Source organism: Streptomyces sp. NRRL WC-3618, assembly GCF_001280005.1.
In the GTDB taxonomy this organism is placed as follows: Bacteria; Actinomycetota; Actinomycetes; order Streptomycetales; family Streptomycetaceae; genus Streptomyces.
The window spans coordinates 1-25,204 of record NZ_LGDW01000493.1; the positions used below are offsets into that span (position 1 = coordinate 1).

4 protein-coding genes and 1 pseudogene are annotated in these 25,204 nt (G+C 71.5%); all 5 read right to left on the reverse strand.

The features are described 5' to 3' along the window. Window positions 1-1,662 (reverse strand): annotated as a pseudogene (locus tag ADL01_RS40030) (hypothetical protein); the annotation flags it as partial. A 129-nt stretch (window positions 1,663-1,791) separates the two neighbouring features. Beyond that, on the reverse strand, window positions 1,792-20,829 hold the full coding sequence (locus ADL01_RS40035; RefSeq protein ID WP_159049762.1) for a hypothetical protein: 19,038 nt from the start codon (window positions 20,827-20,829) through the stop codon (window positions 1,792-1,794). Window positions 20,830-20,865: 36 nt separating this feature from the next. Beyond that, window positions 20,866-21,216, reverse strand: coding sequence for a hypothetical protein (locus ADL01_RS40040; protein WP_053747020.1), 351 nt, complete (start codon window positions 21,214-21,216; stop codon window positions 20,866-20,868). Between the two features lie 2 nt (window positions 21,217-21,218). Further along, a complete protein-coding gene (locus tag ADL01_RS40045; protein WP_234354966.1) occupies window positions 21,219-21,686 on the reverse strand; it encodes a YbaB/EbfC family nucleoid-associated protein in 468 nt (155 codons plus the stop codon). Between the two features lie 136 nt (window positions 21,687-21,822). Continuing rightward, entirely contained in the window at window positions 21,823-25,161 is a 3,339-nt protein-coding gene (locus ADL01_RS47365) for an AAWKG family protein (RefSeq protein ID WP_053747022.1), read from the reverse strand. Between the last annotated feature and the right edge of the window lie 43 nt (window positions 25,162-25,204).

A 25,204-nucleotide genomic window follows, 5' to 3' on the forward strand; every position in this document is an offset into this window, starting at 1 on the left:
AGGCGGCCAACTGCCGGACCCATACGGCGGAGGTGGTCCGAGCCCTCCGCCGCAGGGCATACCACCGTACCCACCCCCCGCACCCGGGGCCCACCGGTTTGGCGCGCTGCCCGTGTCCGCCGCCGCGGTCGCGACGGGGGTGCCCTGATTCGTGGCCGGGCGGGCGGCGGGCAGTGGCCCACCGGTCGTCGCCGGGCGGGGGACCGGGGTGGGACGGGCCGGAGTTGGCTCCGGGGGTGCGGGCGTTGCGGCTTGCGGTGCCGGACGCGGGGCCTGGGGCTTGGCGAAGCGGATGACACGTACGCCCTGGTCGGCGGCCAGGGTACGCAGTGCTCGGCCGCCGTCGAGCGGAGTGGCGTGCACGTGCAGGGCGGCGCGTTCGCGCAGGGCCGGGGTGAGCGTTTCGAGGAGGCGGGACAGGACCGGCCACAGCGAGGAGTCGAGGCGCTCGCCGGGACGGCCGATCTCGATGACCGGGCCGTCGCCGCTCACCGGATGCACACTGTTCGGCGGCGGGGCACCGTCACGGGAGCCCACCCACAGCCCCGCCCTGGTCGCCGCCGCCTGCCACCGGTCGGAGAGCGGGACCACGCCGTCCTCGGCGCCGCCTATCTCCTCCAGCGGCGGAGCCCAGTGCAGCAGACCGGGCGGCGGAGGATTGTCGGCGTCCCCGGCGGGCGGGCACACCACGGCGTCCACGAACGGCATCCACACCGGCGCCCCGTCCGCGCCGACCAGCACGGACCGGACACCGTACGACCCCAGTGGGCGCCCGGCGGCGAACAGCGGCAGCCCCGTGGTCACCTCGACCTCGGCCTTCAGCATCCACGCCACCGACTGCCCGAGCCGCAGCACATCGCGCCGCCCGCCCGGGGCGAGCCGGACCCGGGACCGTACCTCGGCCGGCAGGGTGATGAGGAGTTCGGCGACCTCGGACGCCGCGACGTCCTCGCCCCACGGCACACCGACGACCACGGCGGGACGCTTGTGGTCGACCGGTATCGCGTGGAACACGTCCCCGGGTCTGGACGCGGTCGCCTCGGCCGGCCGGATCAGCAGGCCCGCCGGAATCTGGTCCACCACACAGCCGTCCGCCATCCGCGCGGGCGCCCGATGGACCCCCGTCTGCCAGTCGGGGGCCGGGGTGCGCGGACCGAGCAGCTCCGGCGGCTCCCCGGGCGCGAACCGCCACCAGCCGCCGTCACCGGGAGGTACGAACACCGAGCCGCCCGGCACCACCAGGACGTGCCCGTCGGGAGCCTCGACCACCAGTTCCCAGGCGTCCGCGATACGACGGGCCAGGGCGGGCCGCTCCGGGCGGTCGTCCCCGGCACCGGACATGACCAGGCGTACGGACCGGGTGCCCTCCGCGTGCAGGGTGTCGAGCAACTCGCTCAGCCGCGGCCACAGCGCCCCCGCCGCGGTGGCGACGATCGTGACGGTGCCGCTCCCCGGGTGCAGCGTGCGGGCCAGGTCGGCGACATCGGCGGGGTCCAGGGTCTCGTCCGAGGCCGGGCGCAGGAGGAACAGGCCGTCGTGGTCCTCGAGCAGGACCCGATCGGCCGACTCGCCGGGCACCTCGACGGGGGGTGCCACCCGTCCCGTGTCCGCCGCCGGCCGGCCACCACGGCGCCGGCCGAGGGCGCCGCCCCAGCGACTCACGCCCGGCTCCCGTCGACCGGGGCCGTCGCGGCATGCCCCCGCGTGACGGTGGGCGGTTCGTGCTGAGAGGGCACGGTGCGAACTCTTCTCTGTTTACGTGTACGGGTGTTCTGGGGTCTGGTCACGAGGTCAGGTGCCGTCGCTGTTCGGTGGCTCGTCCGGACGCCCGACGAGGAAGCCGTCACTGTCAAGGACGAGGAGAACGGGTGGTGCGCTCCCGCTGGGCTCGGGGGAGTTGGCGGGATCGCCGAGGTACGTCACCTCTCCCGCCGAATCCACCACGGCCACCCTTACACCGAACAGGTGAACGGCCATCGCCAGGAGCGCGGACATCCGCGCCTCCGCGTCCGCGTAGGCGGGGTCGCCGAGCAGCACGTGGAGGCGCTGAGCCGGCGTCAGATCGGTGAGGGGCAGGTCACCGCCGAGCAGGATCGCCTGGGTGCGCTGGGAGTTGTCGAGCGGCACACCGAGTTCCGCCAGCCGTGGCATGGAAAGGCTTCGGTCCCCGGGCGGCGACGGCACCAGTACGGCGGACACCTCGCCGTCGCCGACACCACGGACCAGCCGCTTCCGCAGCGCGTCCGCCGAGTCGATCTCCGCGTCCGCGAGCCCGGCGGGCGCCGAGTGGCGCAGCGCGGCCAACAGGGTGCCGGCGTCGTCCGCAGGCGCCGCGTGCAGGGTGAACGCGGTGCCGTCGAGTACGGCGGCGTGGGTCCCGGTACGCCGGAAACCACGGGCGTCCGGCACGTCCTGGGCGGAGGCGGCAGGCGGCACGGAGGAGCCGACGGGGGGCACGGAGGAGCCGGCCGGCGGCGTGGGCGTCGTAGAAGAGCCGGCCGATGGTACGGGCACCGTGGCGAGAAGTTCCGCGCGCTGAGCGTCGGTCAGACTCTCCGGGAGCGGATCCCCGAGGTCGTCGACGTACTTCGGCATGGTGCGCCCGTCGTCGAACGTGGCCGGGGAACGCCGCCCCGGAGGCGGTGCCGCCCGCACGTCCGCCGTGGCGGTGAGGGGCGCGGGATGCAGGACGGTCGCTGCGGCCTCGGCCTCGCGCTGCCGCAGCGGGGCCACCTGCTGCTGGATCAGCGTGTCGATGGCCGGCCGACGGGCCTGCACGGCGGTCTCCGCCGCGTCCGCCGCCGCCTGCTCCACCTCGGCGTCGGGCACCAGCCGTCCGGCTGTCACCAGCGCGGCGAAGTCCCTGGCGTTGCCGTGGCCGATACCGATGTTGTGATGGGTGCGGTCGGTCAGAACCGTGTTGACGTCCTGTGCGGTCCTGAAGTTCGCTCCCGCGCCGGTGCGCAGCCGCTCCTGGTGGATGAGCGCCGAATTACGGACCTGGTAGGCGCCGGTCTGCTGGTTCGGGGTGCCGTAGCGCCCGGCGAACGCCCAGTAGCTGTTCCACGGGAGCGTGAACTCGACCACGACCTCGCTGTCCGACGCCGAGTTGGCGTTGCTGAACACGCTGGTGTGGGACAGGGAGGTGGTGAAGAACTTCCGGTACTCGTTGCTGCGGTTGTACTCCATCGCCGCGTCGATACCGGCTGCGGGGGTCCTGGCGCCCAGGATCCGCGCGGCCTCGTCCGCCGACATCTTCCGGTACAGCTTCGCCGGTTCACTGCCGGTACGCGGGATCACCGTCGGCCGGGCCGCCTGCTCGTCCCGGATCCGCACCAGCTCGTCGTGGAAGACGCGCATGCGCCCGACGAGCGAGTCGTGCATCGCGAGTTTGCCGGTCAGTACGGTCTGGCCGTCCGCGAACACGTAGTAGCCGCTGTTGAAGTCCGCGGCGGCGTCGTCCGACTCGAAGAAGTTCGTGTACGCGCGGAAGTAGTCCTCCATCACATCGGCGGTGATCCGCCTCGCCGGACCCGACGGCGCCCCGTGCACCCCGTGCACCGAATCCGCGTCCGCATCGGACGCCAGAGAGCTCGCGTCGTCAGCGGCGGACGCGTCCTCTTCGTCGACTCCCTCGATGCCGGCCATGAAGTCGCGGAAGTTCTCGTAGACCCTGTTGTCGGCGCCCGTGGCGGCCACCGGGTTGGCCGGTGCGGTGTGCACGGCCTGGGGATCGGACCCGTACAGCCGCTCCAACAGCGCAGCCAGGAGCGGTTCATGGGCCGTCACCCAGGCGTCGCCGTTGTTACGCGGAAGGCCCGTGTTCGTGTCCGTGCCGTGGTTGGTCCCCAGGTACGCGTTGGTGAGCTGGGCGAAGAACTCGTACTCGTTGGTCGCGGAGTAGTTGTCGACCGCACGCCCCTGCCGGAGCTGACTCACACCGTCCGGCCACAGCACGGGCGGCCCCGGCTCCCTGCCCTCCTCCACGGCTTTGCGCCACTTGCTCTCCTGCTCCCTCTTCGCGGTGTAGACCCGCTTGATGAGGTCGCGGTCGGAGTTCGTCAGCGCGGCCAGGTGCAGCAAGTGCGCGATCTCGTGGGTGGCTGTCGAGTAGCCCTCCGCCTGGTGCGGGGAGGGTCCCACGGTGGTCGTCTCACCCAGCAGGTTCTCCTCCGGCACCGCCGCCGTCAGCCCGCTCATCGCCCCGCGCAGCTCGTCGAAACCGCGTCCGGACTCCGAGTCCACCCGACTGTGCAGATGCGCGAACGAACTCACCCGCGTCAACGGCACGTCCTGCGGCAGTACGACCACCACCGCCCCCGACTCCAGCAGCCGTGCGGTGGCCTCCGGGTCCCGCAGCATCCGTGCCGTCTGCGCGTACGTCTCGTGGCGCGCCGACACCGGCCGCAGCACCTCACCCGGCACCACCACCAGCAACCGCGCCGCCACCCGGGCGAACTCCGACACCGGCAACTTACGCACGGCTTCCACGAAGGGGGCATGCGTGGCCAGCCAGCGCCGGGACGCCGGACTCAGCAACTCCAGCGTCCGGGTCAGCTCTTCCGCGGGCATCGCCAGTAGACCCGCCACCAGCGCCTCCGACCCCGGCGGCCGGACCGCTTCCACCACGGACACCGAATCCGGGTCCAGAGCCACGCTCAGGGCCATCAGATCCGACCAGTCGTCGGATGCCGGCTCATTCGGCGCACCCAGGGACCTCGCCGGCTCCGCCTGCCCGGACACGGGTCCGGGGGGCGCGCCATGCGGTCCCGTACCGTCGGTCGACGCGTCGCTGCCGTCGTAGTGGTTGACGCCGTTGTAGTAGATCTCCACGTTCGTGACGGCGGAGCCGTCCTGCGGTCCGAGGGTGCTTACCACGCCGTGCCGCCCCGGCGCGAGGGTGCGCGCCACGTCGAGCCGGACCCCGAAGGCGTGGGCGATGAGCGCCGGGAAGACCTCCCCGTACGCCGACTCCCAGTTCTGCGCCCAGTTCTGTACGGCGTTCAGCAGGCCGGACAGTTCGTCGGTGGTGAGCGGCGCCTGGCTGGTCGCGTAGGCGAACTCCAGCCGCTCGCGCAGTTCGTCGTCCGAGAGGCTGTCCAGCCCGCCGGGATCGTCGATGCCGTGCCATCGGGCGAGCGCGACCAACCGGGCCGCGCCCATCCGGCGTAGCGCGGTGTGGAACTCCCGCGTGGTCGACAGCCGGAGCTGACCGATGACCCCGTGCGGCAGCTGTCCGCTGCCGGCCGCGCCGGCCAGATAGTCCGCGACGAACGTCCGCATGGCCGCGACCACGGGGTCCGCCTGGGCGTGCCGAGGCAGGGTGCCGCTGTGGGAGTACGTCTCCGCCCGGCGCCGGAGATCGCCGCGCACCCGGCCGGTGTCCGCCAGCCACCGCAAGGACCCGGGGTGGTTTGCGGCCAGGCCGGGCAGGCTGGTGCGGACGTGCTGCGGAGCGCTGGCGAGGAACGCGAGGAGCAGGCATTCGCCGTTGGCCACGGTACGGATGGGCCGGCCCCCGGCCGGGGGCAGCAGGCTGCCGTCGGCGTCGGTCCGCCCGGACGCCGGTCCACTGCCCGGCGCCTTCGACGAGGGCCCGGCCGCCGACGAGGACGAGACGGGCGCCCCCACGGACGCGGGCGACTTCCCGAGTGGGGGCGACTTCCCGAGTGGGGGAGCGGTCGGCTGCGTGGGAGGTGCCACGGTCGCCGTCGGCTGAGCGGGGGGTTTCCCGGGCGGGGTCGGCTGAGCGGGCGGTTTCACGGGCGCCGCCGGAGGAGCAGGCGGCTGTACGGGCGCCGTCGGCGGTGCCGGGGTCGTCCCCGAGGGCGCCGGGTCCAGTGCGCCGGGCCGGGGTGTCGGCAACGGGCCGGGGCGGCGGGCCGGGGTGGAGGCCAGGGAGGAGAGGGGGACGCTCACCAGGCCCTCACCCGTGGCCCGGCGTACCGCGCCGAGCGTGTCGGCGAGGCCCGGCAGGCGGTGCTCGGCGTCGGTCTGGACGGTGGCCCCGTCGGCCTGATCCTGGAGCGCGACGACGATGTCCCGGTTGAGGGAGCGCAGCCGGTCGCGCGCGGCATCGCGGTCCTCGGTGGCCGTGGTCAGGGTCTGGGCGGCCATGTCCAGGCGGTTCTGTGCCCCGGACACCTCCGACGTCGCGTCCGCCAGCGCCTGTTCGAGGCCGGGCAGCCGGTCGGCCGCTGTCCGGGCGTTGTCCTGGGCGGCCGTGAGCTCGCTCTGTACGCGCACCTGGTCGGCGCGCAGGCCCGCCAGTTCCCGCTGGACGAGGGTGAGCCGGTCACCGGCCTTCCGGGCGCGCTCCCGCGCTTCGGCGGCCCGCGCCTCGGGTACGGTGCCGGCCGGCTGACGGGCGATGTGCTCGAGGAAGGCGTCGGCGTTGCGTACCTCGCCGGAGGCGGCCGACTCCCGCTGCCGGACCTCCGCGATCCTGTCGGGCAGGGCGAGGAGCGCGGCGGACAGCTTCCGTGCCTCGCTCTCCCAGTGGTCCCGGCGCGCCCGGCCGGAGGCCAGTTCGGCCTGTGCGTCGGTGAGTCCGGTCTCGGCGACACCGAGGGCGGCCCCGGCGTCGGTGTGCTCGTCGGTGGCGGTGTCGAGGTCGCCCTGGGCGGTGTCGAGGGCGCCCCGGCTCTCGGCCTGCGGGCCGCGCAGGCCGCTCTCCCGTTGCCGCGCGTCGGCCTGGGCGCGGGCGGCGTCGGCGTGCGCGGTGATCCGGGCGGCGAGGTCCGTCCAGGCGTCGGTGGTGTCCGCGTCGGTGCTGACCAGGCCGCCGGTGGAGTCGAACCGCCAGTGCCGCAGGCCGTCGTCCGTACGCAGCACCAGCTCCACGGGCCGGTCCGCGAGGGCGGCGGTCCGGGAGGCCGCGTAGAGGGCGCGGCCCAGGAGGGAACCGTCGGGGTCGGGGCCCGGCGCGAGCCAGATCTGCGCGGCCGGATCCTTCGGGTCGAGCCCGGCGGCCAGGGCCCCGGGCAGGTCGGTCAGCGGGTGGGTGGTCCAGTCCCGCAGATCGGCGGCGGACTGGCCGGCGAGCATCGACCGCAGGTCGTAGACCTGCGGATCGGTACGGGCCTCGGTGATGCCGTAGCCGAGCACGTCCCGTTCGGGCAGGCGCAGTTCGGTGCTGCCGGTGACATAGCGGGTGCCTTCGGGGCCGTCCACCGTGATCACGACGTCGGTCATGGTCTCGTAGCTGCGGACACCGCGCCCGTCGGCGGGCTGTGCGCTGCCGCCGGTCTTGAACCACTCCCGGCGGGTCGCGGCGCCCGCCGAGCCCTGCCCCTGGGTGATGGGCTGCTGGGCCAGCAACGCCACCCCCAGGCCGACGAGGTTGCGGCCGTCGCCGCCCGCGTCGTAGGCGGCCTGGAGGACGGCGGCGGGCGTGGTGCCGGTCGCCAGCGAGGTCGAGGCTGACGTGGTCGGCAGGCGCAGCCGGTCGAGTGTGACATCTCCGGCGTCGGTGATCCGCCGGGGGTTGTGCAGGGTGATCCCCAGGCTCGGCGGGGTCGAGGGATCGGATTCCAGGGGGTAGGCGCCGGGCAGGGTGCCGGTCAGGCCGGCGGTCGCGCGGGGCGCGTCGAGGCTGATCTCGCCGGCCTGGATGAGTTCGCCGATGCGTACGGCGGTGGCCTCGGCGGAGCTGGAGGCGTCCGACGACTGCCACTCGGACGCCAGCCGGGGCGCGACCGTCCGCAGGGCCTGGGCCAGCTCGGGGTAGCCGTTGAAGTGGAACACCGGGGTCGGCCCGGTGGGCACGATCCGCTGCCCGTCGGTGACCCGGCGCCCGTCGCCGCCGGGGGGCGCCACCGACGGATGGACGGTGGAGACGGCGGGCGCGACCGGGGTGGCGGACTCCGCCGGGTCGGCCGCCTCGCTGCCGGTGAAGCGCAGGGTGACCTCGGCGGGCACGCTCACCGTACGGGCGGGTCGGCCGTGCAGGGTCTGCCTCAGCCAGTCGGCGAGGCCGGTGGCCCCGTCGGAGGCATACCAGGCCAGCAGCCCGCCCTCGATGAGGCCGCCGGGGACGTCCAGCGGCCAGTCGGTGACGAGTTCGGAGCGGACCGAGGCCACGTACTCGTACTCCACGTCGAAGTCGGCCGCGTTGTCGGTCCGCATCCAGAAACGGTCCTCCGCCGAGGCGGAGACCTTGCTGCTGTCCGTACGGGTACTGGCGACCGCCAGGGCCGGGCCGGTGCGGTCGGTACGGGCGTCGTCGGCGGGACGCGGGTAACGGGCGGTGGGGTTGACGGTGCCGGAGTGCTGGCGGGTCTCGGACACCGCACTCGAGGTGTTCGCCGGGGCGTGGATGTGCACCTGCTCCTGGCCGGTGCCCGCGCCCGCGGGCCTGCCGCGGACCGTCCGCAGTCCGGCGGTGTTCTGCACGGGCCTGGCCTGGAGGGTGACCTCGACGAGCCGGGCGCCGCCCTTGACGACCTGCCGGAAGTGGAAGCGCTGCACGCCGTGCGGTCCCCGGCCGGGCAGGGCGCGCAACGAGGTCGGCATGGTGATGTCGGCGATCCTGGCCCGGACGCCGGGCAGGTAGGAGGCGCGGCCGGGCGTGGTGGAGCCGGGCGCCTCGCGTTCGACGAGCTCGGTGAGTTCGGAACGCAGCCGGTCGCGCCACTCGGCCCGGCCGTCGGGGCCGCCACCGAGCTGCTTGACGGACAGGACACCGGCCAGGCCGAGTTCCCCGGTGCGGGCGAACCGGTCCGGCAGGGGCAGCGTCGCCTCGGGACGCGCGGGCGCGGTCAGACCCTTCACGCCGGTCAACCAGGCCGCGTCGCGCGCGAGTTGGGAGTCGGTGAGCAGGAACTGCGCGGCGTCCGGCAGCTCCACGGCCACGGTGACCGGCTCGGCACTGGCGATACCGAGGGCGTTGCCGATCACGTTGCGGCGTCCGTGGCGGATCGTCAGGAGGATGGTCGCGCCGCTGCGGACCCGGTGCTGGGTGCCGCTCTCGGTCGGGGTCCGGGTCACGCCGGTACTCGAACCGAGGGTGTGGGTGTCGTCCGTACGGTGGGTGAACCCGTAGCGGCCGGAGGGGTTGAACCTGGCGGAGGGGCCGGGCTTGGGCGCGCCGGCGGGGACCTTCGCGGGCCGCTGCTGGGCCATGGCGGCGACGGCGCCCCCGTTGCTGCGGCTCGTGGTGATCTGCTGGGTGGCGGTGTCCGTGGCGCCGACGTCCGTCTCCAGGTACTGCTTGGCGCTCTGGAGGTGCTCCGGGTCGTGCAGGAAGCCCTGGATCTCCACCGAGAACTCGTGGTCGGCGCCGAGGCCGGGCAGGGTCAGGCCCTCGATGACGTAGCCGCCCTTGAAGATCTGGTGGGCGCGCGCGACGAGGGCGGCGGGGCTGAGCGCGGTCCGCAGCGTCTCGGTGGCCGATGAGCTCTGGTCCAGGACGTCCGCGCCGGCCAGCGCCTCGGACGCCCACTTCCTGGCGGGCGCGGTGGCCGAGGCCACTTTGTCGGGCACGTAGGCGGCGACGGTGTCCCACACCTGGTCGAGCAGGCCCCGTTCGGGGTGCCCGGGATAGGTGTTGGTGACGGCCTGTCCGAACGCGTCGAGCAGTGCGGCCGAGCCGCGTACACCGTCCATGACCGCGTCGTCTGGCAGCCGGACGAGACCGGGCAGGGGGTTGCCGTCCGGGCCGGTCATGGCCAGCCGCGCGTGGTCGTCGGCATCCGCGAGGCGGACGGTGTGGCCGGCCGGCGTCTCGCGCGGCTGCCCCGGCTCGACCGTGCGGTGGTGCGGGACGAGGAGAGCGATGCTCCCGCTGACGGTACGGGCGGCGGGGCGCTCGAGCTCGGCGGGGCGCTCGATGTCGGCGGGAGCGGCGGCGGGCACGGCGTCGTCGGAGTGACGTCCGGGGTCGGCGAAGCGTACGGCGGGCTCCGCGCCCGGCCCCTCGTACAGGTCGAGCGCGATCCGTGCCGGAACGTCGAAGACCTCGGCGGCCTGTCCGCTGCCGATGAAGAACTGATCCTGGTTGATGCCGGCGCCGACCGTGGAGGTGTGGGCGGTCGCCTGCGCGTGGGTGTAGTCCCCGCTGCCGCCGAGCGACCACGGCCGGTCGCCCCCGACCGGTCCCGCCACGCCGCCGCCGAAACCGGCCTGCCAGCCGTAGGAGTAGCCGCTCGACTCGGTGCCGCCGACGCTGAACGAGGAGATGCCCATGGTCTGCACATCGGGCAGCGTCCGGCGGTGCCGGGTCCCGGCGGCGGGGTCGGTGTCCCGGAAGGCGGACAGCCGCAGTTGGACGCGGCGCGTGCCACCGGACCGCGTCGGCCGGTCGAACCACATGGCCTGGCCGCCGTCCAGCATGGCGTCGGCCGACGCGCGCAGCCCCACCTCGGACCGGGCCTGTTCGAACCGGCGCAGGTTCATCAGCTGGGCCTTGGCGGTCTCCTCGTCGAACATCTTCCCGGCCGTCGGCTCGGTCGGCGGAAGGAAGCCCCGTTCGCGCAGCCACACCTCGGCCCGTTCGAAGAGCGGTCCGGTGCCCGTCACGGCCAGCGGAGCGGCGGACATGCCGAGGCCCCGCAGGTTCTCCAGGTCGTCGGGCAGCTCCCGCGAACCCTCGCCGGGGGCGTGCTCCTGGCCCAGCGCGTCGGCCTTGCTGAGGATCCGCAGGTGCATGCCCGCGTCCCAGGGCCCGAAGTCATGGGACGTACTGCCGCCGCGCGGCCGGATCAGGGTGACCCGGTGGGACACCCTGACCGGACCCAGGAGGTGGCTGCGGTTGCTGCGCATGGAGTGGCTCATGCTGGCGGAGCCGCCCGAGGCGAGCGCGGAGTTCGTCTGCAGTTTCACGCCGGCCTTGCCGACGAAACTGCCGGAGACCACCGACGAGGCCCCGGCGTGTCCCTGGGCGTGGTCCCCGGTGAACGAGGGGCCCACGCTGCCGTCGAGGGCGACGCCACTGGTCAGCTTCGCCGAGCTGTCCACCTTCACCGTCTGGGTGACATGCGCCTCCAGGTTGATCTTCCCGTCGAGCGAACGGTGGGTCGCCGCCACCGGCTCCACGACGGTGGTGAGCTTCAGCATCCCGATCGTGTTGCCGTCGCCGTCCAGCAGGACCGGCGAGAACAGACCCCGGCCGCGCTGCAAGGGCAGGGTGCCCCGCAGGACCGGCTCGGACAGGAACGTCTCCAGCTCCCGGACCGAGGAATCGGACAGTCCCGCCAGCTCGGTGCGGAAGTTCTGCCGCACCTCCGCCAGCAGCCGACCCGGCTCCCGGACCGTGTCCACACCCCACACCGGCAGGTCGTCGAGATCGGCGGGCTCCGCCAGCTCCCCCGCGTGGTCGACCGCGAGATGCTCCGGGAACCAGACGGTGACCGGTCCGTGCGACTGCGGCGGGCTCCAGTCCACCGGCGGTGCGAGCGGCGCGGAGTCCAACCGCACCTGCCACTCCCCGCCGAACTCGAAAGGCTGCGACAGCTCGTTGCTGCGCTGCGCGGTCATCGTCTGCACCACGTTGGTGACGGTGGTCGACGAGGAGAACTGGTTGTGCGTCAGAGACAGCGACAGCGCGCCGTCGATCGCCCGCACCGGGCCGGCCTTCCCGATCGGGAAGGACCCGGACCAGGGCACGGGAACCGTACGGACCGTCCCCGACGCGACCGAGTCAGACGACTCCTGCGTGCCCTGGGCGCGCCGCTCCACGCGGCCTTCGGGGTCCGTGACGCTGTTCGCGCCGTAGCGCTCCGAGCGGACCGGATCGCGCAGCGCCAGCCGCACGTCGACGGTGCGCTCCCGGCCCTCGTGGACCACGGTGACACTCAGCCCACCGCTGCTGCGCAGGTACGGCAGCTCCCGCGCCAGTTCCTCCGCGCTGAGCCGGTCCCGCAACTGGACGAGCACCGGGTGGTCGTCGGCCACGGGCCGGGGAATGACCAGCGCGGCCAGGACCTGGTCGTGCAGTCCGGCGACCACACCCGGGGGCAGCGGCTCGACATGGACCAGGCCCACGTTGCCGTCGTGCTGCGAACCGTAGGTCCGCACGAAGGCGGAGGGCGGTCCGGTCCAGATGCCCGTCGCCTGGCCGGTGGGGGGCGCGGAGTGCACCATGGCCTCCGCGGCCTCGGCCTCGCGCTGCCGCAGAGGGGCCACCGTCGCCTGGATCAGCGCGTCGACGGCTGGCCGACGCGCCTCTACGGCGGCCTCCGCCGCGTCCGCCGCGGCCTGTGCCACCTCGGCGTCGGGTACCAGCCGTCCGGCGGTCAGGAGTGAGGCGAAGTCCTTCGCGTTGCCGTGGCCGATACCGATGTTGTGGTGGGTGCGGTCGGTGACGACCGCGTTGACGTCCTGCGGCGTCCTGAAGTTGGCTCCCGGACCGGTGCGCAGCCGCTCCTGGTGGATGAGCGCCGATTCGCGGATCTGGTAGGCGCCGGTCTGCTGGTTCGGGGTGCCGTAGCGCCCGGCGAAGGCCCAGTAGCTGTTCCACGGGAGCGTGAACTCGACTACGACCTCGCTGTCCGAGGCCGAGTTGGCGTTGCTGAACACGCTGGTGTGGGACAGGGAGGTGGTGAAGAACTTCCGGTACTCGTCACTGCGGTTGTACTCCATCGCCGCGCCGATACCGGCCTTCGCGTCCCTCGCGTTCAGGATCTGCGCGGCCTCGTCCGCCGACATCTTCCGGTACAGCTTCGCGGGCTCGCTGCCCGTGTGCGGGATCACCGTGGGCTGTTCGGCCTGTTGGTCGCGGATCCTGACCAGTTCGTCGTGGAAGGTGCGCATGCGGCCGGTCAGTGAACGGTGGGTGGCGAGCCGGCCGGTCAGGACGTTCTGGCTGTCGGCGAAGACGTAGTAGCCGCTGTTGAAGTCCGCGGCGGCGGCGTCCGTCTCGAAGAATTCCGTGTACGCGCGGAAGTAGTCCTCCATCGCGTCGGCGGTGATCCGTGTCGCCGGGCCCGACGGCGCCCCGTGGACCCCGGCCAGCGAATCCGCGTCCGCATCGGACGCCAGGGAGCTCGCGTCGTCAGCAGTGGACGCGTCGTCTTCGTCGACTCCCTCGATGCCGGCCATGAAGTCGCGGAAGTTCTCGTAGACGGCGTTGTCGGCGCCCGTGGCGGTCACCGGGTTGGCCGGCGTGCTGTGGACGGCCTGGGGATCGGCTCCGTACAGCCGCCGCATCAGCGGCACCAGGGCCGGTTCATGGGCCGTCACCCAGGCGTCGCCGTTGTTGCGCGGGCGGCCCGTGGTCGTGTCCGTGCCGTGGTTGGTCCCCAGGTACGCGTTGGTGAGCTGGGCGAAGAACTCGTACTCGTTCGTGGAGGAGTAGTTGTCGGCCTTGCGGCCTTGCGCGTCCCGGTTGTCGCCGTCCGGCCAGCGCACCGCCGGGCCCGGTTCCCTGCCCTCCTCCACCGCCTTGTTCCAGCGGGCCTCCTGATCCTTCTTCGCGTCGTACACCCGCTTGATGAGGTCACGGTCGGCGTCTGTCAGCGCGGCCAGGTGCAGCAGGTGCGCGATCTCGTGGGTGGCGGTCGAGTAGCCCTCCGGCTGGTGCGGGGCGGGCCCCACCGGGGTTTTCTCGCCCAGCAGGTTCTCCTCCGGCACCGCCGCGGTCAGCCCGCCCGTCGCGCCGCGCAGCTCGCGGAAGGCGCGTCCCGACGCCGCGTCCACGCGCCCGTGCAGGCGGGCGAACGAGCTCAGCCGGGTCAGCGGGACGTCCTGCGGCAGGACCACCACCGCCGCCCCCGACGCCAGCAGCTGTGCCGTGGTCTCCTTGTCCTGCAACATCCGCGCGGTCTGCGCGTACGTCTCGTGCCGTGCCGACACCGGCCGCAGCGCCTGACCCGGCACCACCACCAGCAGCCGGGCCGCCACCTGCGCGAACTCCGGTGCCGACAGGGACGTGCGGACGCCGTCCACGAACGATTCGTGGGTGGCCAGCCACCGCCGGTGTTGCGGGGGCAGCAGTTCCAGGGTCCGGGGCAACTCCGTCGCGGGCAGGGTGAGCAGACCCGTCACCAGCGCGTCCGCGTTCGGCGGCCGAACCGCCTCCACCGCCGTCACCGAATCCGGAGCGACATCCAAGTCCACCAGGTCCGACCAGTCGTCGGGTGCGGCAGATGCGACATCGTCCAGCGTCGCCAGATAGTCGACGAACGGTTCGCCGTGCACCCCGGCCCGCTGCCGTGCCAGGTCCAGTTTCTGCTGGACCAGTTCGCGGGCGAGCTGTACGCGTTCCAGCCGCGCGGTCTCCCGGGCGTCCTGCGCCGCCTGCGCCACCTCGTCCGCCGTCACCTCCCGCATACCGGTGATCAGCGCGGCGAACTGCTTCCTGTTGCCGTGGCCGATACCGACGTTGTGGTGCGTCAGGTCGGCCATGACGGCGTTCACGTCGTCCTGGGTCCTGAAATTCGCCGCCGCGCCGGAGCGCAGTTGTTCCTGGTGGACCAGTGCCGAATCCCGGACCCGGTACGCGCCGTCCTGCTGGTTGGGGGTGCCGTGATTCCCGACGAAGTTCCAGTATCCGTCCCACGGCAGCGTGAACTCGACGACGGTCTCGGAGTCCGAGGCCGCGTTGGCGTTCTCGAAGACACTGGTGTGGGACAGGGACGTGGTGAAGAACTTCCGGTATTCGTCACTGCGGTTGTGCAGCATCGCGTCCGCGACGCCCGCTTTCGCGTCCCTCGCGTTGAGGAAGACGGCGGACTCGGAGACCGCCATCTTCCGGTACAACCGCATGGGTTCCTGACCGGTGTGCGGAATGACCGTCGGGCGTGCCGCCTGCTCCTTCTCGATGGCCAGCAACTCGTCGTGGAACTTCGTCATCTGCGGCAGCAGCTTCTGGTGACGGGCCAGATCCTGGTCCAGGACGACCTGTTCGTCGAGGAACGCGTAGTACACGCTGTCGAAGTCGCGGGCACCCTGATCGGAGAAGAGGTAGTCCGCGTACTCGCGGTAGAACGAGGCCGCCACATCGGGCGTCATCTTCTTCGCGGGCGCGGGCGTGGACGCATCCCCGGAGGCGGACGTGTTCCCTGCGGCGGGCGGCGACGCCAGCAGGGTCGGCGCGCCCTTCGCGGAGAAGTCGAGGTACGAGGTGATGGTCCGGAGGTCCAGCTCAGTGAACCCGCGCCACTCGCGGCTGTTCTCGATTCCGTACTGGGCCAGCGCTTCGGACTTGCGCTGGGTACGGATCTTGGCGTCGGCGTCGCCCCACCAGGGCACCGCCGACTCGTTCCCCGTCACCTCGGCGTTGGCGACCACCCACTGGCCGGCGAGGGTCGGCACCCTGTTCAGGGTGATCCGCTGGTAGCCGATGGCCGGAGCGTGCCAGGTCTGCATGCGCTTGGCCTGCCGGTTGCCGGTCTCCTCCAGATAGCGGACCTCGTGCCCGACGAGCGCGAAGGACTCCAGGTTGCCGCTGCGGAACCCCAGGTGCTTGAGGTCGCCGTCGGCGAGGTCCTTGAGGTGGTCGAAGACCTGGAGCTGGTCCTCGCGCGTCCCGTCCGGGAAGGCCTGCCGCCAGTCGTCGTCGTTCCAGAAACCCGTCAGGTCGTACACGTTGGCGTGGTCGGCGGCGACCCGCTCCAGGGCGCCGTTGTTGGCGACGTCCCCCGCGATGATCACCTTCGTGCCGGGCGGCAGACTCTTGATGATCTGCCGCATTCCCTGTGTGCCGGTGTCGTGCTGCGGATGGGCCTCGCCCTCCTGACGGCTGCCCAGCCGCGACCACAGGACGACGTAGGGGCCGCGCTGCGGGACACCACGGGCCGCGAGGAAACTCCGCACCCGGTCGGTTCGGGGGGAGTCCAGGCCCCAGGCCGTCCGCATGACGGCCCGTTCACGGTTCCGGCCGCCCCACAGGTTCGCCACCTCGCTCGTGGCGAACGCCGTCGTCTTCTGGAGCCGGACACTGCGCAGCCCGGGAGGCACCGGCGGGACCATCTGGTCGTAGGGGGCCGCCTCGTAGCCGTTGGCGGTCTGCGTGTATAGGGTGTGCGGTTCGTCGGTGTGGAGGACGTGGACGCGCTCCTCCTGCGCACGTACGTCCGCGTCCCGCCGGGCGGTGAGCTCCGCCAGCCTGTCCGCGCGTTCCGTCGGCGACAGCGCGGTGTCCGCTTCGAGTTCCGCCACCGCGCGGGCGTACTCGGCGTGCACCGGGGCCGTGAGGGTCCGGCGGACGAAGGGGCCCAGCTGGTCGGGGTGACGCGGACCCGTCAGCACGCCCAGATGGAGCTTCGGGTTGAGCGTGAGGGCGGTGGCGACGCCGAACATGTCACCGCTGAAGTTGCCGGCCGTGAGGATCAGAGCCCGGTGCGGACCCGACCCGGCCCGGAAGACGTCGGCGAGGTCCGTGAGGGCACCGCGCAGCCGCTCCACGTCCTGCGGTGTGGCGCCGAACGCCTTCCACTGCGCCGACAGGGCGGCACGGGCGGCCTTGGTCCCCACCAGCGCGCCCAGCACCTGGCTGAACTGAGCGGTCAGCTCGGCCTTTCCGCCCGCCGGGGGCCGGCCGGCGTACTGCTTGCCGCGCCGCTTCACCAGCGTCTCGGCGAGCGCGGCGTCCAGGCCGGGGTTTGCGCCCAGCATCCACAACAGGTCGAACAGCGCCGAAGCCCGCTGCCGCTGGTCCGCGCCGACGGCCAACGCGAACGCGGTGTCGACCGCGGAGTCCAGCACCGACGGGACCGTATGGCCCCCGGCCTCGGCCGGGGCGTCGTGGAGGCCGCCGTCGGGGCCGATGGTGACCTCGACGCCGTCGATCGTGCCGCTGAGCGTGCCGGGGTTGCCGGTGTCCGGCCGCAGTACGTTCGGCAGGGAGCCGGTGGGGGCCGGGAGGTGCTCGGCCAGGGCCTGGTTGACGACATCCGCGTACTGCTGGACGTCCTCGGTGGCGAGCCGGAACTCCAGCCTGTCGAGGGGGCGCGGACTGCCGAAGCCGACGGTTGCCCGGGCGCCCCCGGTGAGTACGGCGGGCCTCGTGACGTCGCCCATCCGCCCGCCGCCCTTGATGAGAGCGTTGAGGGCCGTGCCGATCCTGCGGCCCACCTCCAGCTTCCGCTGGTTGGCCGCCGGAGTGATCCCGGGCTCGAACACAGGTCCGCTCGTCGTGGCTGGTCCGGCCGAGGAGGACGCCGTGGCCACCGCCTGCGCCGACTCGATGCGTATCTCCCGGCTCAGGGTGCCGGGCCGGCCGTCGGTCTTGTAGGACAGCAGCACCTTGTGCTTCGCCCCGGCATTGAGCTTGGCCTTGGGCTTGGGCACGGTGATCTCGCCCGCCCGGCCGGTGGCGCCGATCCGCTCCAGGATGAGGGGCATCAGATCGCCCGCGGTCACGCCGGCGCCGTCGACCGTGAGGGTGAGGATCCCCTCGGCGCCGCCGTCCTGGTTCTCGACAGCCGAGTCCCAGAGTTCCTCGACCTCCTCGGCGGTCGCGGACGCCGTGCTGAGGGTGATGTTGGCCTGCGAGGGCGGATGAGCCGGTCGCAGATGAGTGGGCGCCAACAGGCCGGCGGGGTCCTTCGGGGCCGTGACCACCGCCGGGGCGGTGAGCGGATGGTCGGTGATCGCCGGTCCGGAGTCGGTGACGTCCTCGATGCTGCGAAGGTAGTGCGCGGGCAGGCCGGGCTCCGGCAGCGTGTCGGGGTCGGCCATGATCCCGGAGCTGTCGACAGCGGCGTTCCTGGTACGGCGGAAGAGGAACCCGGCATCCAGGGACCGGTCGGCGAGACCCGCGTAGTGCAGCAGTTCGTGCAGCGCCCGTGAGGCGTTGAGCTGCCGGCGATGGTCGTTCTCCTCGGGCCCCAGGGACGGGTCCTCGGTGTACAGCTGGAAGTCGAACTGGTCGAAATCGGTGGGCCGGTCCACCCTGCTGAGCTTGATGGCCTCGGGGTGGTCGGGGGCGTGGACGAAGTTCAGGTCCAGGTTGAGCTGGTCCCCGGACTTCGGCAGCGGGTCAGGGCCCCCGTTCACGAACGTGTCGAGCAGCTCCCTCAACGAGCCCTGGTAGTCGTCCAGTTGGTCGGCCGAGAAGCCTTCACCGAAGCTGACCGGCAGGTTCAGCGTCAGGTTGCGCACCCAGCGGCCGTCGTCGGCCTGGACGCGCTCGATCGACACGCGGATGACGGTGTCGCGCCCGCCCAGGGTCCCCTTCCCCCGGCCCGGCCCCGGAGCCAGCGGGTCGGCGGCCGGGTCGTAGCGCTCGGTCCGCAGCGGGGCCGAGGGCGCCCCCTGCTGTCGCCCACGCCACTGCTCCGGGCGTATGGGCGACGTGGCCGAGGCCACCGCCACCTCGGCGTCCGTGGACCCGTCGGTGCCGGTGGGAGCGGTCGTGCTGGTGGGGCCGCGAGGCGTCGCCGACGCGGTGGCGACGGCGGCGGGGGGAGCGGGCAGTGCGGGGTCGGTCAGGGGCCGGTCGGTATCGGTCGGATCCCCGAGGACGCTGTCGCTGTCGTCGAGGTCGTCGGCCGATCCGTAGCCGCTGTCCCGGTCGCTGTCGTCGAGGCCGAGCGTGGGATCCGGCCGGCTGTCGCCGCCCGTGGGGATGCGGGCGGGGGCGGCCGGTGCGGCGGGGCCGGTGCCGTCCGTTCCGATGCGGACGGGGTCGGTCGGCGCGGACGGGGCCGCGGCGACCGTGGCCCGTGGCTGCGGCGCCGAAACGGGCCGGCCGTCCTGGTCCAGGGCGTCGGGAGCGCCGGTGGGATCGGCGTCCGTGGCGGTGAGCGGGGTCTCCGTCGGAGCGGTGCGGGGGGTGGTCGGCCGCCCCGTGGCGCCGGGTTGCGCGGCCGGCGGCACCTCGTGCACGGCGATCGGGCCGTCACCGACCGGCTCGGCTTCCCCGGCCGACGTTTCGACGAGTTCCGCGTCGATCTGTCCCGGGGTGTCGGAGGACGTACGAAGCCCCGGAGGTACCGTTCCCGGCCTGTCCGGCGACGGTGTGGGGGAGTTGGCGCCGGGGGAGGCGGCGTCCAGTTCCTGCCGGCCGTCCGTGCCGTCCGTGCCGTCCACGATGTCGGCGCTGCCGGAGACGTCCGACTGGTCCAGGGCCCCCTCCGACTGCTCCGGGCGGTTCGACTGACCGGAGGGACCCGTGTGACCCGCCTGCCCCGGCTGCTGCGCCGGTCCCTGTGAACCGTGCGTCGCACCCGGGCCGTTCGACGCACCCTGCGGGCCCGCCGACGTACTCACCGGGGTGGGCGGAGCGACGTTCCCGGCGCCGGAGGCCAGGTCCTCGTCGCTCTGTACGCCGTCACGGACGGTCTCCAGGTCCGCGTCACCGCCCACAGCGCCCGTACCACCCGTACCGGTCGCCCTCGGCACCGCGGACTGCGGGAGGTCGTCCGTCGCATCCGGTGTGGTGGACACCCCGTCGGGGTTGAGTACGGCGTCCAGGTCGAGGTCGGGCGTCGTCGTGCGGGTGTCCTCGAAGTCGACCACGGGCGAGGAGTCGGAGGTGCGCGGTGGAGAGAAGTTGGGGGTCGGCGACCCGGTCGGCGTGCTGAGAGACGGCTGGTTGAGCGACGGGGTCGTCACCGGCGTCGTGAGCAACGGGTTCGTGAGAGGCGGATTCGACGTGGACAGGTCCCCGGTGATGTCGGGGATCGTGTTGAGCGGCGTGCTCTGCGTCGGGGTCGGTGAGGTGGAGGTCGTACCCGACGTCGTGGTGAGCGGAAGGGCCGGCGGCGGTGTGACGATGCTGTCGGTTCCCCCGAAGGGCCCGGTCGACGTCGTCGTCAGGGGTGCCGGAGTCACCGGCCCCGGCGTGAAGAGAGACGCGTTGGTCGTCACCGTCGTCGTAACCGAAGGACCGGTGGAAATGGAAATCGGCGACTTGGTGGAACCGGAACCGTCTCCGCTTCCCAACGGGCCCTTGGTGCCGGGAAGTTCATTGATGTGGTCGTTGAAGGCGTTGCTGTCGGCGAACCACTTGTTGTACGTGTACAGCCCCGCGCCCCCGAGCGCGAGGCCCGCGCCGAGGCCGAAGACCCCACTGGAGCCGGCGCCGACGAACGTCTCCCACTTGAATTCCCAGTTGCCCTCGAAAGCGCCGTTGATGAGGTATTCGGCGAGCCCCTCACTCGTGCCCTCGATCACGAAAGCGCCGACTATTTCCCCGGGCCCGTTCTTCAGGCCCTTGAACACCAGCGTGTCGGGCTTGAACTTGAACTTCGTGAGGACGTCGTCCGCGAGGTTCTTGAAAATGTTCTTGAACGGCTTGAAGAACTTCTCGAACACACCCATGAACGCGCCGGTGACCGCACCGAACGCGGCGGCCTTTCCGACATCGGCCCAGTCGATGCCGTGGGGCTTGCGGCCGCCGCTGTTCAGACCGATCTGGGCCAGCCGGACCGCGAGGGTCTGGATGGCCTCCTCCACCGCCTCCGACAGGCTCGGCATCAGGTGGGTCATCCGCAGCAGCCGGTCGACGATCATCAGGATCGCGAACCTGCTCCGGGCCCTGGCCAGGAACATCTCCGACACGGACGCGCCGCCCGTGAACGCCATCAGGGCCGCCATGATCGCCAGTTCGGCGATCAGCATGATGATCTCGGCGATGATCTCCCATTTGGACGCCTGGACCTTCTGGGAGAGGTCGATCTGGTTGTCGGCGAGATCGTCGAGCTGATCGATGAGGCGCTGTACGGGGTCGTTGCCGTAGCCCTCGCCGATCAGCATGGTGAGGCCCTGGACGTACGGCTCGGCGACCTCGGGCGGCAGGGAGTCCCGCGCCTTGACGATGGTCTCGCGGGTGGATTCCCTGAGCCCGATCAGGGATCTCTGAAAGGCCGTGTAGAGGTTACGACTTGCCCACAGCTGATTCTCCCTGGCCTGGAGAGGCTGCTCTCCCAGTAGGACAAAGAGCATCTTCCGGACGTCCGGAGGAAAGTTGATCTCCTCCACTTAGTGCTTCCCGCCCCCTTGGCCGTCCAGTTTCGAGGACTGCTGGTGGATCAGGTCGTTGGCGTCCTGCTGGGTGTTCACGATGTTGCGGTGGTTGCCGAAGATCGCCGACTCCAGCCCCGTGAAGGCGTCCCCGAGCGCTCTGATCGCCGCCAGGCACGACTCGTTGTTCGCCTCGTACCGGGGCTGGGTCTGGCTGTAGAACTCGTCCGAATAACCGTTCAGGCCACGGTAGTTGGCCTGGTCCGAAATGAAGTCGTCGCCGATCTTCCGTGCGAGGGTCGGCAGCTCGCCGACCTCGACGCCGCTCCGCCGCAGCCCCGCCGGGTCCGCCTCGTATCTGCCTGACATGGTTACCGTCCCCTCGGCAAGGTGTCGTCCGTGTCCTCATGGATCTCGTCGCGCAGTCGGTCCCGGGAAGGCCGCCCGTAACCGCTGCCGCCCTCCGGGTCGAGCGCGGAGCCGAACATCCGGTCCCAGTCGACGTCGATGCCCGAGATGCCCGTGCCGGCGCCCTGCCGCTCCGTCAGCGGCGCGAAGGTGTCCATCACTCTGCGCGCCATCTGGGCCCGGCCGTCCTGCACGGCCTCCAGGATGGAGGACGCCAGCTGCGGGCCGGGCATGCTGCGGTACTTGCCGTCCAGGAACCTCATACCGGTCAGCTCGCCCTGCGGACCGACCGTGACCTCCACGACGCGGTCCCGGGACCGCGCGGTGGCCGTGGCCTGGCTGAGTTCGCTCTCGGCCCGCGCCACGGCCTCCTGTACGGCGGTCAGTTCGGCCATCGCCTCGGCCAGCTTCCGCTCCATCGACTCGCTCAACGGGCACCTCCCTGCTCGACAGTGGTCATTCGGTACGGGGCGTACGGGGCGTACGGGGCGTGCTGCGCGGACGGGGCGTATGTGGTGTTCGTGGCGTACGGGGCACAGGGAGCCGCGCAGTCCGTGGGCCTCCGCCTCATCGGCCGATCACGGCGGGCGCGCCCCCTTCGTCCGTTCCCCACACGTCCTCGTCCTCCGGCTCCCACGCCTCGCGGGTTCGGTCACCGCTCTGCGTCTTGGTCCGGCCGGGCCCGTCGGCGCCGCCCGTTCCCGGGAGGAACGGCGTACTGCCGGACGTGGTGGGACCGCTCGCCGCCACCCGTACCTCGTCCTCCGCGTAACCCCCGCGGCCGGTGCGCGCGCCCGCCTTCGGGCGCCGGTTGCTGACCACATCGCCGTCGAAAACATTACGCACGCGCTCGCCGTTGTCTCCGGCGCCCCCACCGCCTCCGCCCATACCGCCGCCCATGCCCCCGCCCATCCCGCCACCCATGCCGCCGCCCATCGGCGCTCCGCCCCCGGGTGCCCCGCTGCCCGCGGAACCGCCCGACACGTCCGAGCCGCTGGTGCTGAGGCCCGGGAAGGGACCGGAGTTCAGGAACTGACGGGTGGGGCTCGGCTGGGGCCCCGACGAAGAGCCGTAGTCCAGCGGCGACTGGTAGGGGGAGCCGTCGTAGAGCTCCTCCTCGTAGCCGCCGTGGCCGCCCAAGCCGCCGAAGCCGCCGTGCGAGGGGGAGTTGAAGGAGGGCAGGTGGAGGTTGCCGTTGAGGTTGCCGGACGTCGTCGTGCCGTTCGGGTGGGTGACCGTGGTGGCGCCGGTGTCCGGGTCGACCGTCTGGACGGTGCCGTCCGGGAACTGGGTGACCACGTGGCCCCGCGGGTCCAGGTGCGTGGCGCTGCCGTCCGGATTGGTCAGCAGGTCACCGGAGTTGAGCGGACCGGAGATGGTGGAGCCGTCGGGCCGGGTCACCGTCGAGGTGTGGGTGAGCGGGTCGATCGTCGTCGAGCTGCCGTCGGGGAAGTCGGTGACCACGCGGCCGTCCGCGTCGACGTGGGTGTGACCGCCGCCGGGAACGTCCAGCGAACCGTCGTTGAGGGAGCCGCCGCCGAGGTGCAGCGGACCGTCGTTGACCGGGCCGCTGATGTCGGTGGGTGACAGCTGGGAGAGGTCACCGTGGTTGAGGACGGACCGCCGTTCGGCCTCGTACTTGCTCTGCGCCTCGGCCTGCTTCTGTTCCTGCTCGGCGCGGAGCTTGTCGGCCTTGGCCTCGGCCTCGGCCTGCTTGTGCTCCTGCTCGGCCTTCTGCTCGGCCTGCCTGGCCTCCTGCTTGGCCTCCGCCTGAGCCTGCTTCTGCTCCTGCTCGGCCTCTTTCTGTTCCTGCTTGGCCTCCTGCTCGGCGCGCAGGTGGTCCGCCTTCGCCTCCTGCTCGGTGCGGAGCTTCTCCTGCTTGGCCTCCTGCTGGGCCTGTTTGGCCTCGGCTTCTTTCTCCTTCTGTCCCTGCTTGGCTTCCTGCTCGGCTTCCTTGGCGTCCTGTTTGGCCTGCTGCTCGGCCTGCCTGGCCTGGGCTTCCTTCTCCTTCTGCTCCTGCTTGGCCTCGGCCTCGGCCTCCTTCTGCGCCTGCTCCTTGCGCTGGCGCTCCTGCTCGGCCTTCGCCTGGGCCACCTGAGCTATCTGGAGCTGCTCCTGACGATTCTGTGCCTCGGTCTGCTTGGCCTCCTGTTCGGTGCGGAGCTTCTCCTGCTTCGCTTCCTGCTGGGCCTGTTTGGCCTCGGCTTCTTTCTCCTTCTGTTCCTGCTTGGCTTCCTGCTCGGCCTGCTTCGCGTCTTGTTTGGCCTGCTGCTGGGCCTGTTTGGCCTCGGCTTCCTTCTCCTTCTGATTCTGCTCGGCCTTGGCCTGGGCCTCTTTCTGCTCCTGCTTGGCCTGCGCGGCGGCCTGTTTGGCCTCGGCCTCCTTCTCCTTCTGGGCCTGTTTGGCCTCGGCCTCTTTCTCCTTCTGCTCCTGCTTGGCCTGGGCTTCCTTCTCCTTGCGTTCCTGCTCCGCCTTCTCCTTCTTGCGCTCCTCCTCCGCCTTGAGAGCCTGTTCCTTCTGCCACTGCATGAACTCTTCTTGCTTCTTCGCCGCCGCCGCGGCGGCCTTGGCGGCGTCCTCAGCCGCCTTGTTCGCCTTCTCCTCGGCGATCTCGGACTTGTCCTCGGTGTATCCCTGCTTGAGGGTCTCACCGGGACGCGACTTGACGGCGCCGAGATCGAAATTCGCGTTGCTCCAGGCATCGCGCAGGGAATTCAGGGACGAGACGGCGACCTTCTCCAGTCGGTCCTCGACGGATTTCTGCCAGAGCAGGATCGCCTGGTTCCCGATGGCCGCCCAGGTGCTGAGCTCCTTCAGCGGGCCGAAGTCCTTGCCCGTCCATTCCGCCGGCAGATTGTGGCCGCCGGCGAGCACGGCCTGGTTGCTGAAGCCGGCTTCCGACTCATAGGTCGTGTACACGGATTCGCCTGCGACCTCGATGTCGTAGGTGATCTTCGTGATGTTGTGGTCCCACGCGTAATCAGTGATCGACGACAGGATCTTGTGCAGATGCACCAAGGGGTTGCCGTCTTCCCATTCCCAGCTCGCCCATTCCTTTTGCAGATTACCGGCGGCCGTCACCAGGGCTTCCTTGGCGTCCCGGATCTCGTTGCCCTGCTTCGAGTAGTAGGTCCCGCCCTGGCTCATGTCCTGGGCGTAGTCGGAGTACTGCTTGTTCAGCTTGTCGATGAGATCCCAGAAAACACCGGCCGCCTGGCCGCGCCAGGCCTCGTTCTCCTCGGTGCCGAGCCTGCCCTGCCACTCCTCGACCTTCTTCTGCTGGTCCACGAAGAACTTCGCCACCCGGTCGAACGCTCCCGCCACCACGTCGAAGTTCGCGAGGGTGACGGAATTGGCGTTGTCGACGGGCTTGCCGCCGAAGGCGAAGCCGTGGGTGCCCGCGTTGTTCCACAGCAGCGCCTCCAGGGCGCGCCCGGTGCCGTAGCTGTACTGGTTCAGCGGCGCGGTGTTCCAGGTGGGCTTGCCGTCCATCCCCAGGTGGTTGTTGATGTGGCTGCTGAACTCCCCGCCCTCGAGCACACCGCCGGTCAGCTGCCCGTCCTTCTCGGTGTGGTCACCGAGGAGCGTGATACGCGCCTTGTGATAACTGACGGTCGACCCCTCCCCGCCGCTCGAGGAGTAGAAGGGGATGACGAAGTCGGTGTTGTTGATTTTGTAGCCGGCGTTCTCGGAAAGCCAGTTGAGGTCGTCCGCGTCGACGTAGTCCACGGAGTCCATGGTCGAGATCTCCACCTTCATCAGTGGAATACCCTCGTTGCCGACCAGCGTGTCGAAAAGAATGTCCCGGGCCGGCGCGGCGTAGCCGGTGAAGAACTTGACCGCCTCGGACCACACGTCATTGGCGGCGGTGAGATCGTTGGTGACTTTGCTGGGGTCAAGCGCCATGGTGGGGTCTTTTCGTCAGAAGGACTTCAGAACGAATTCAGAT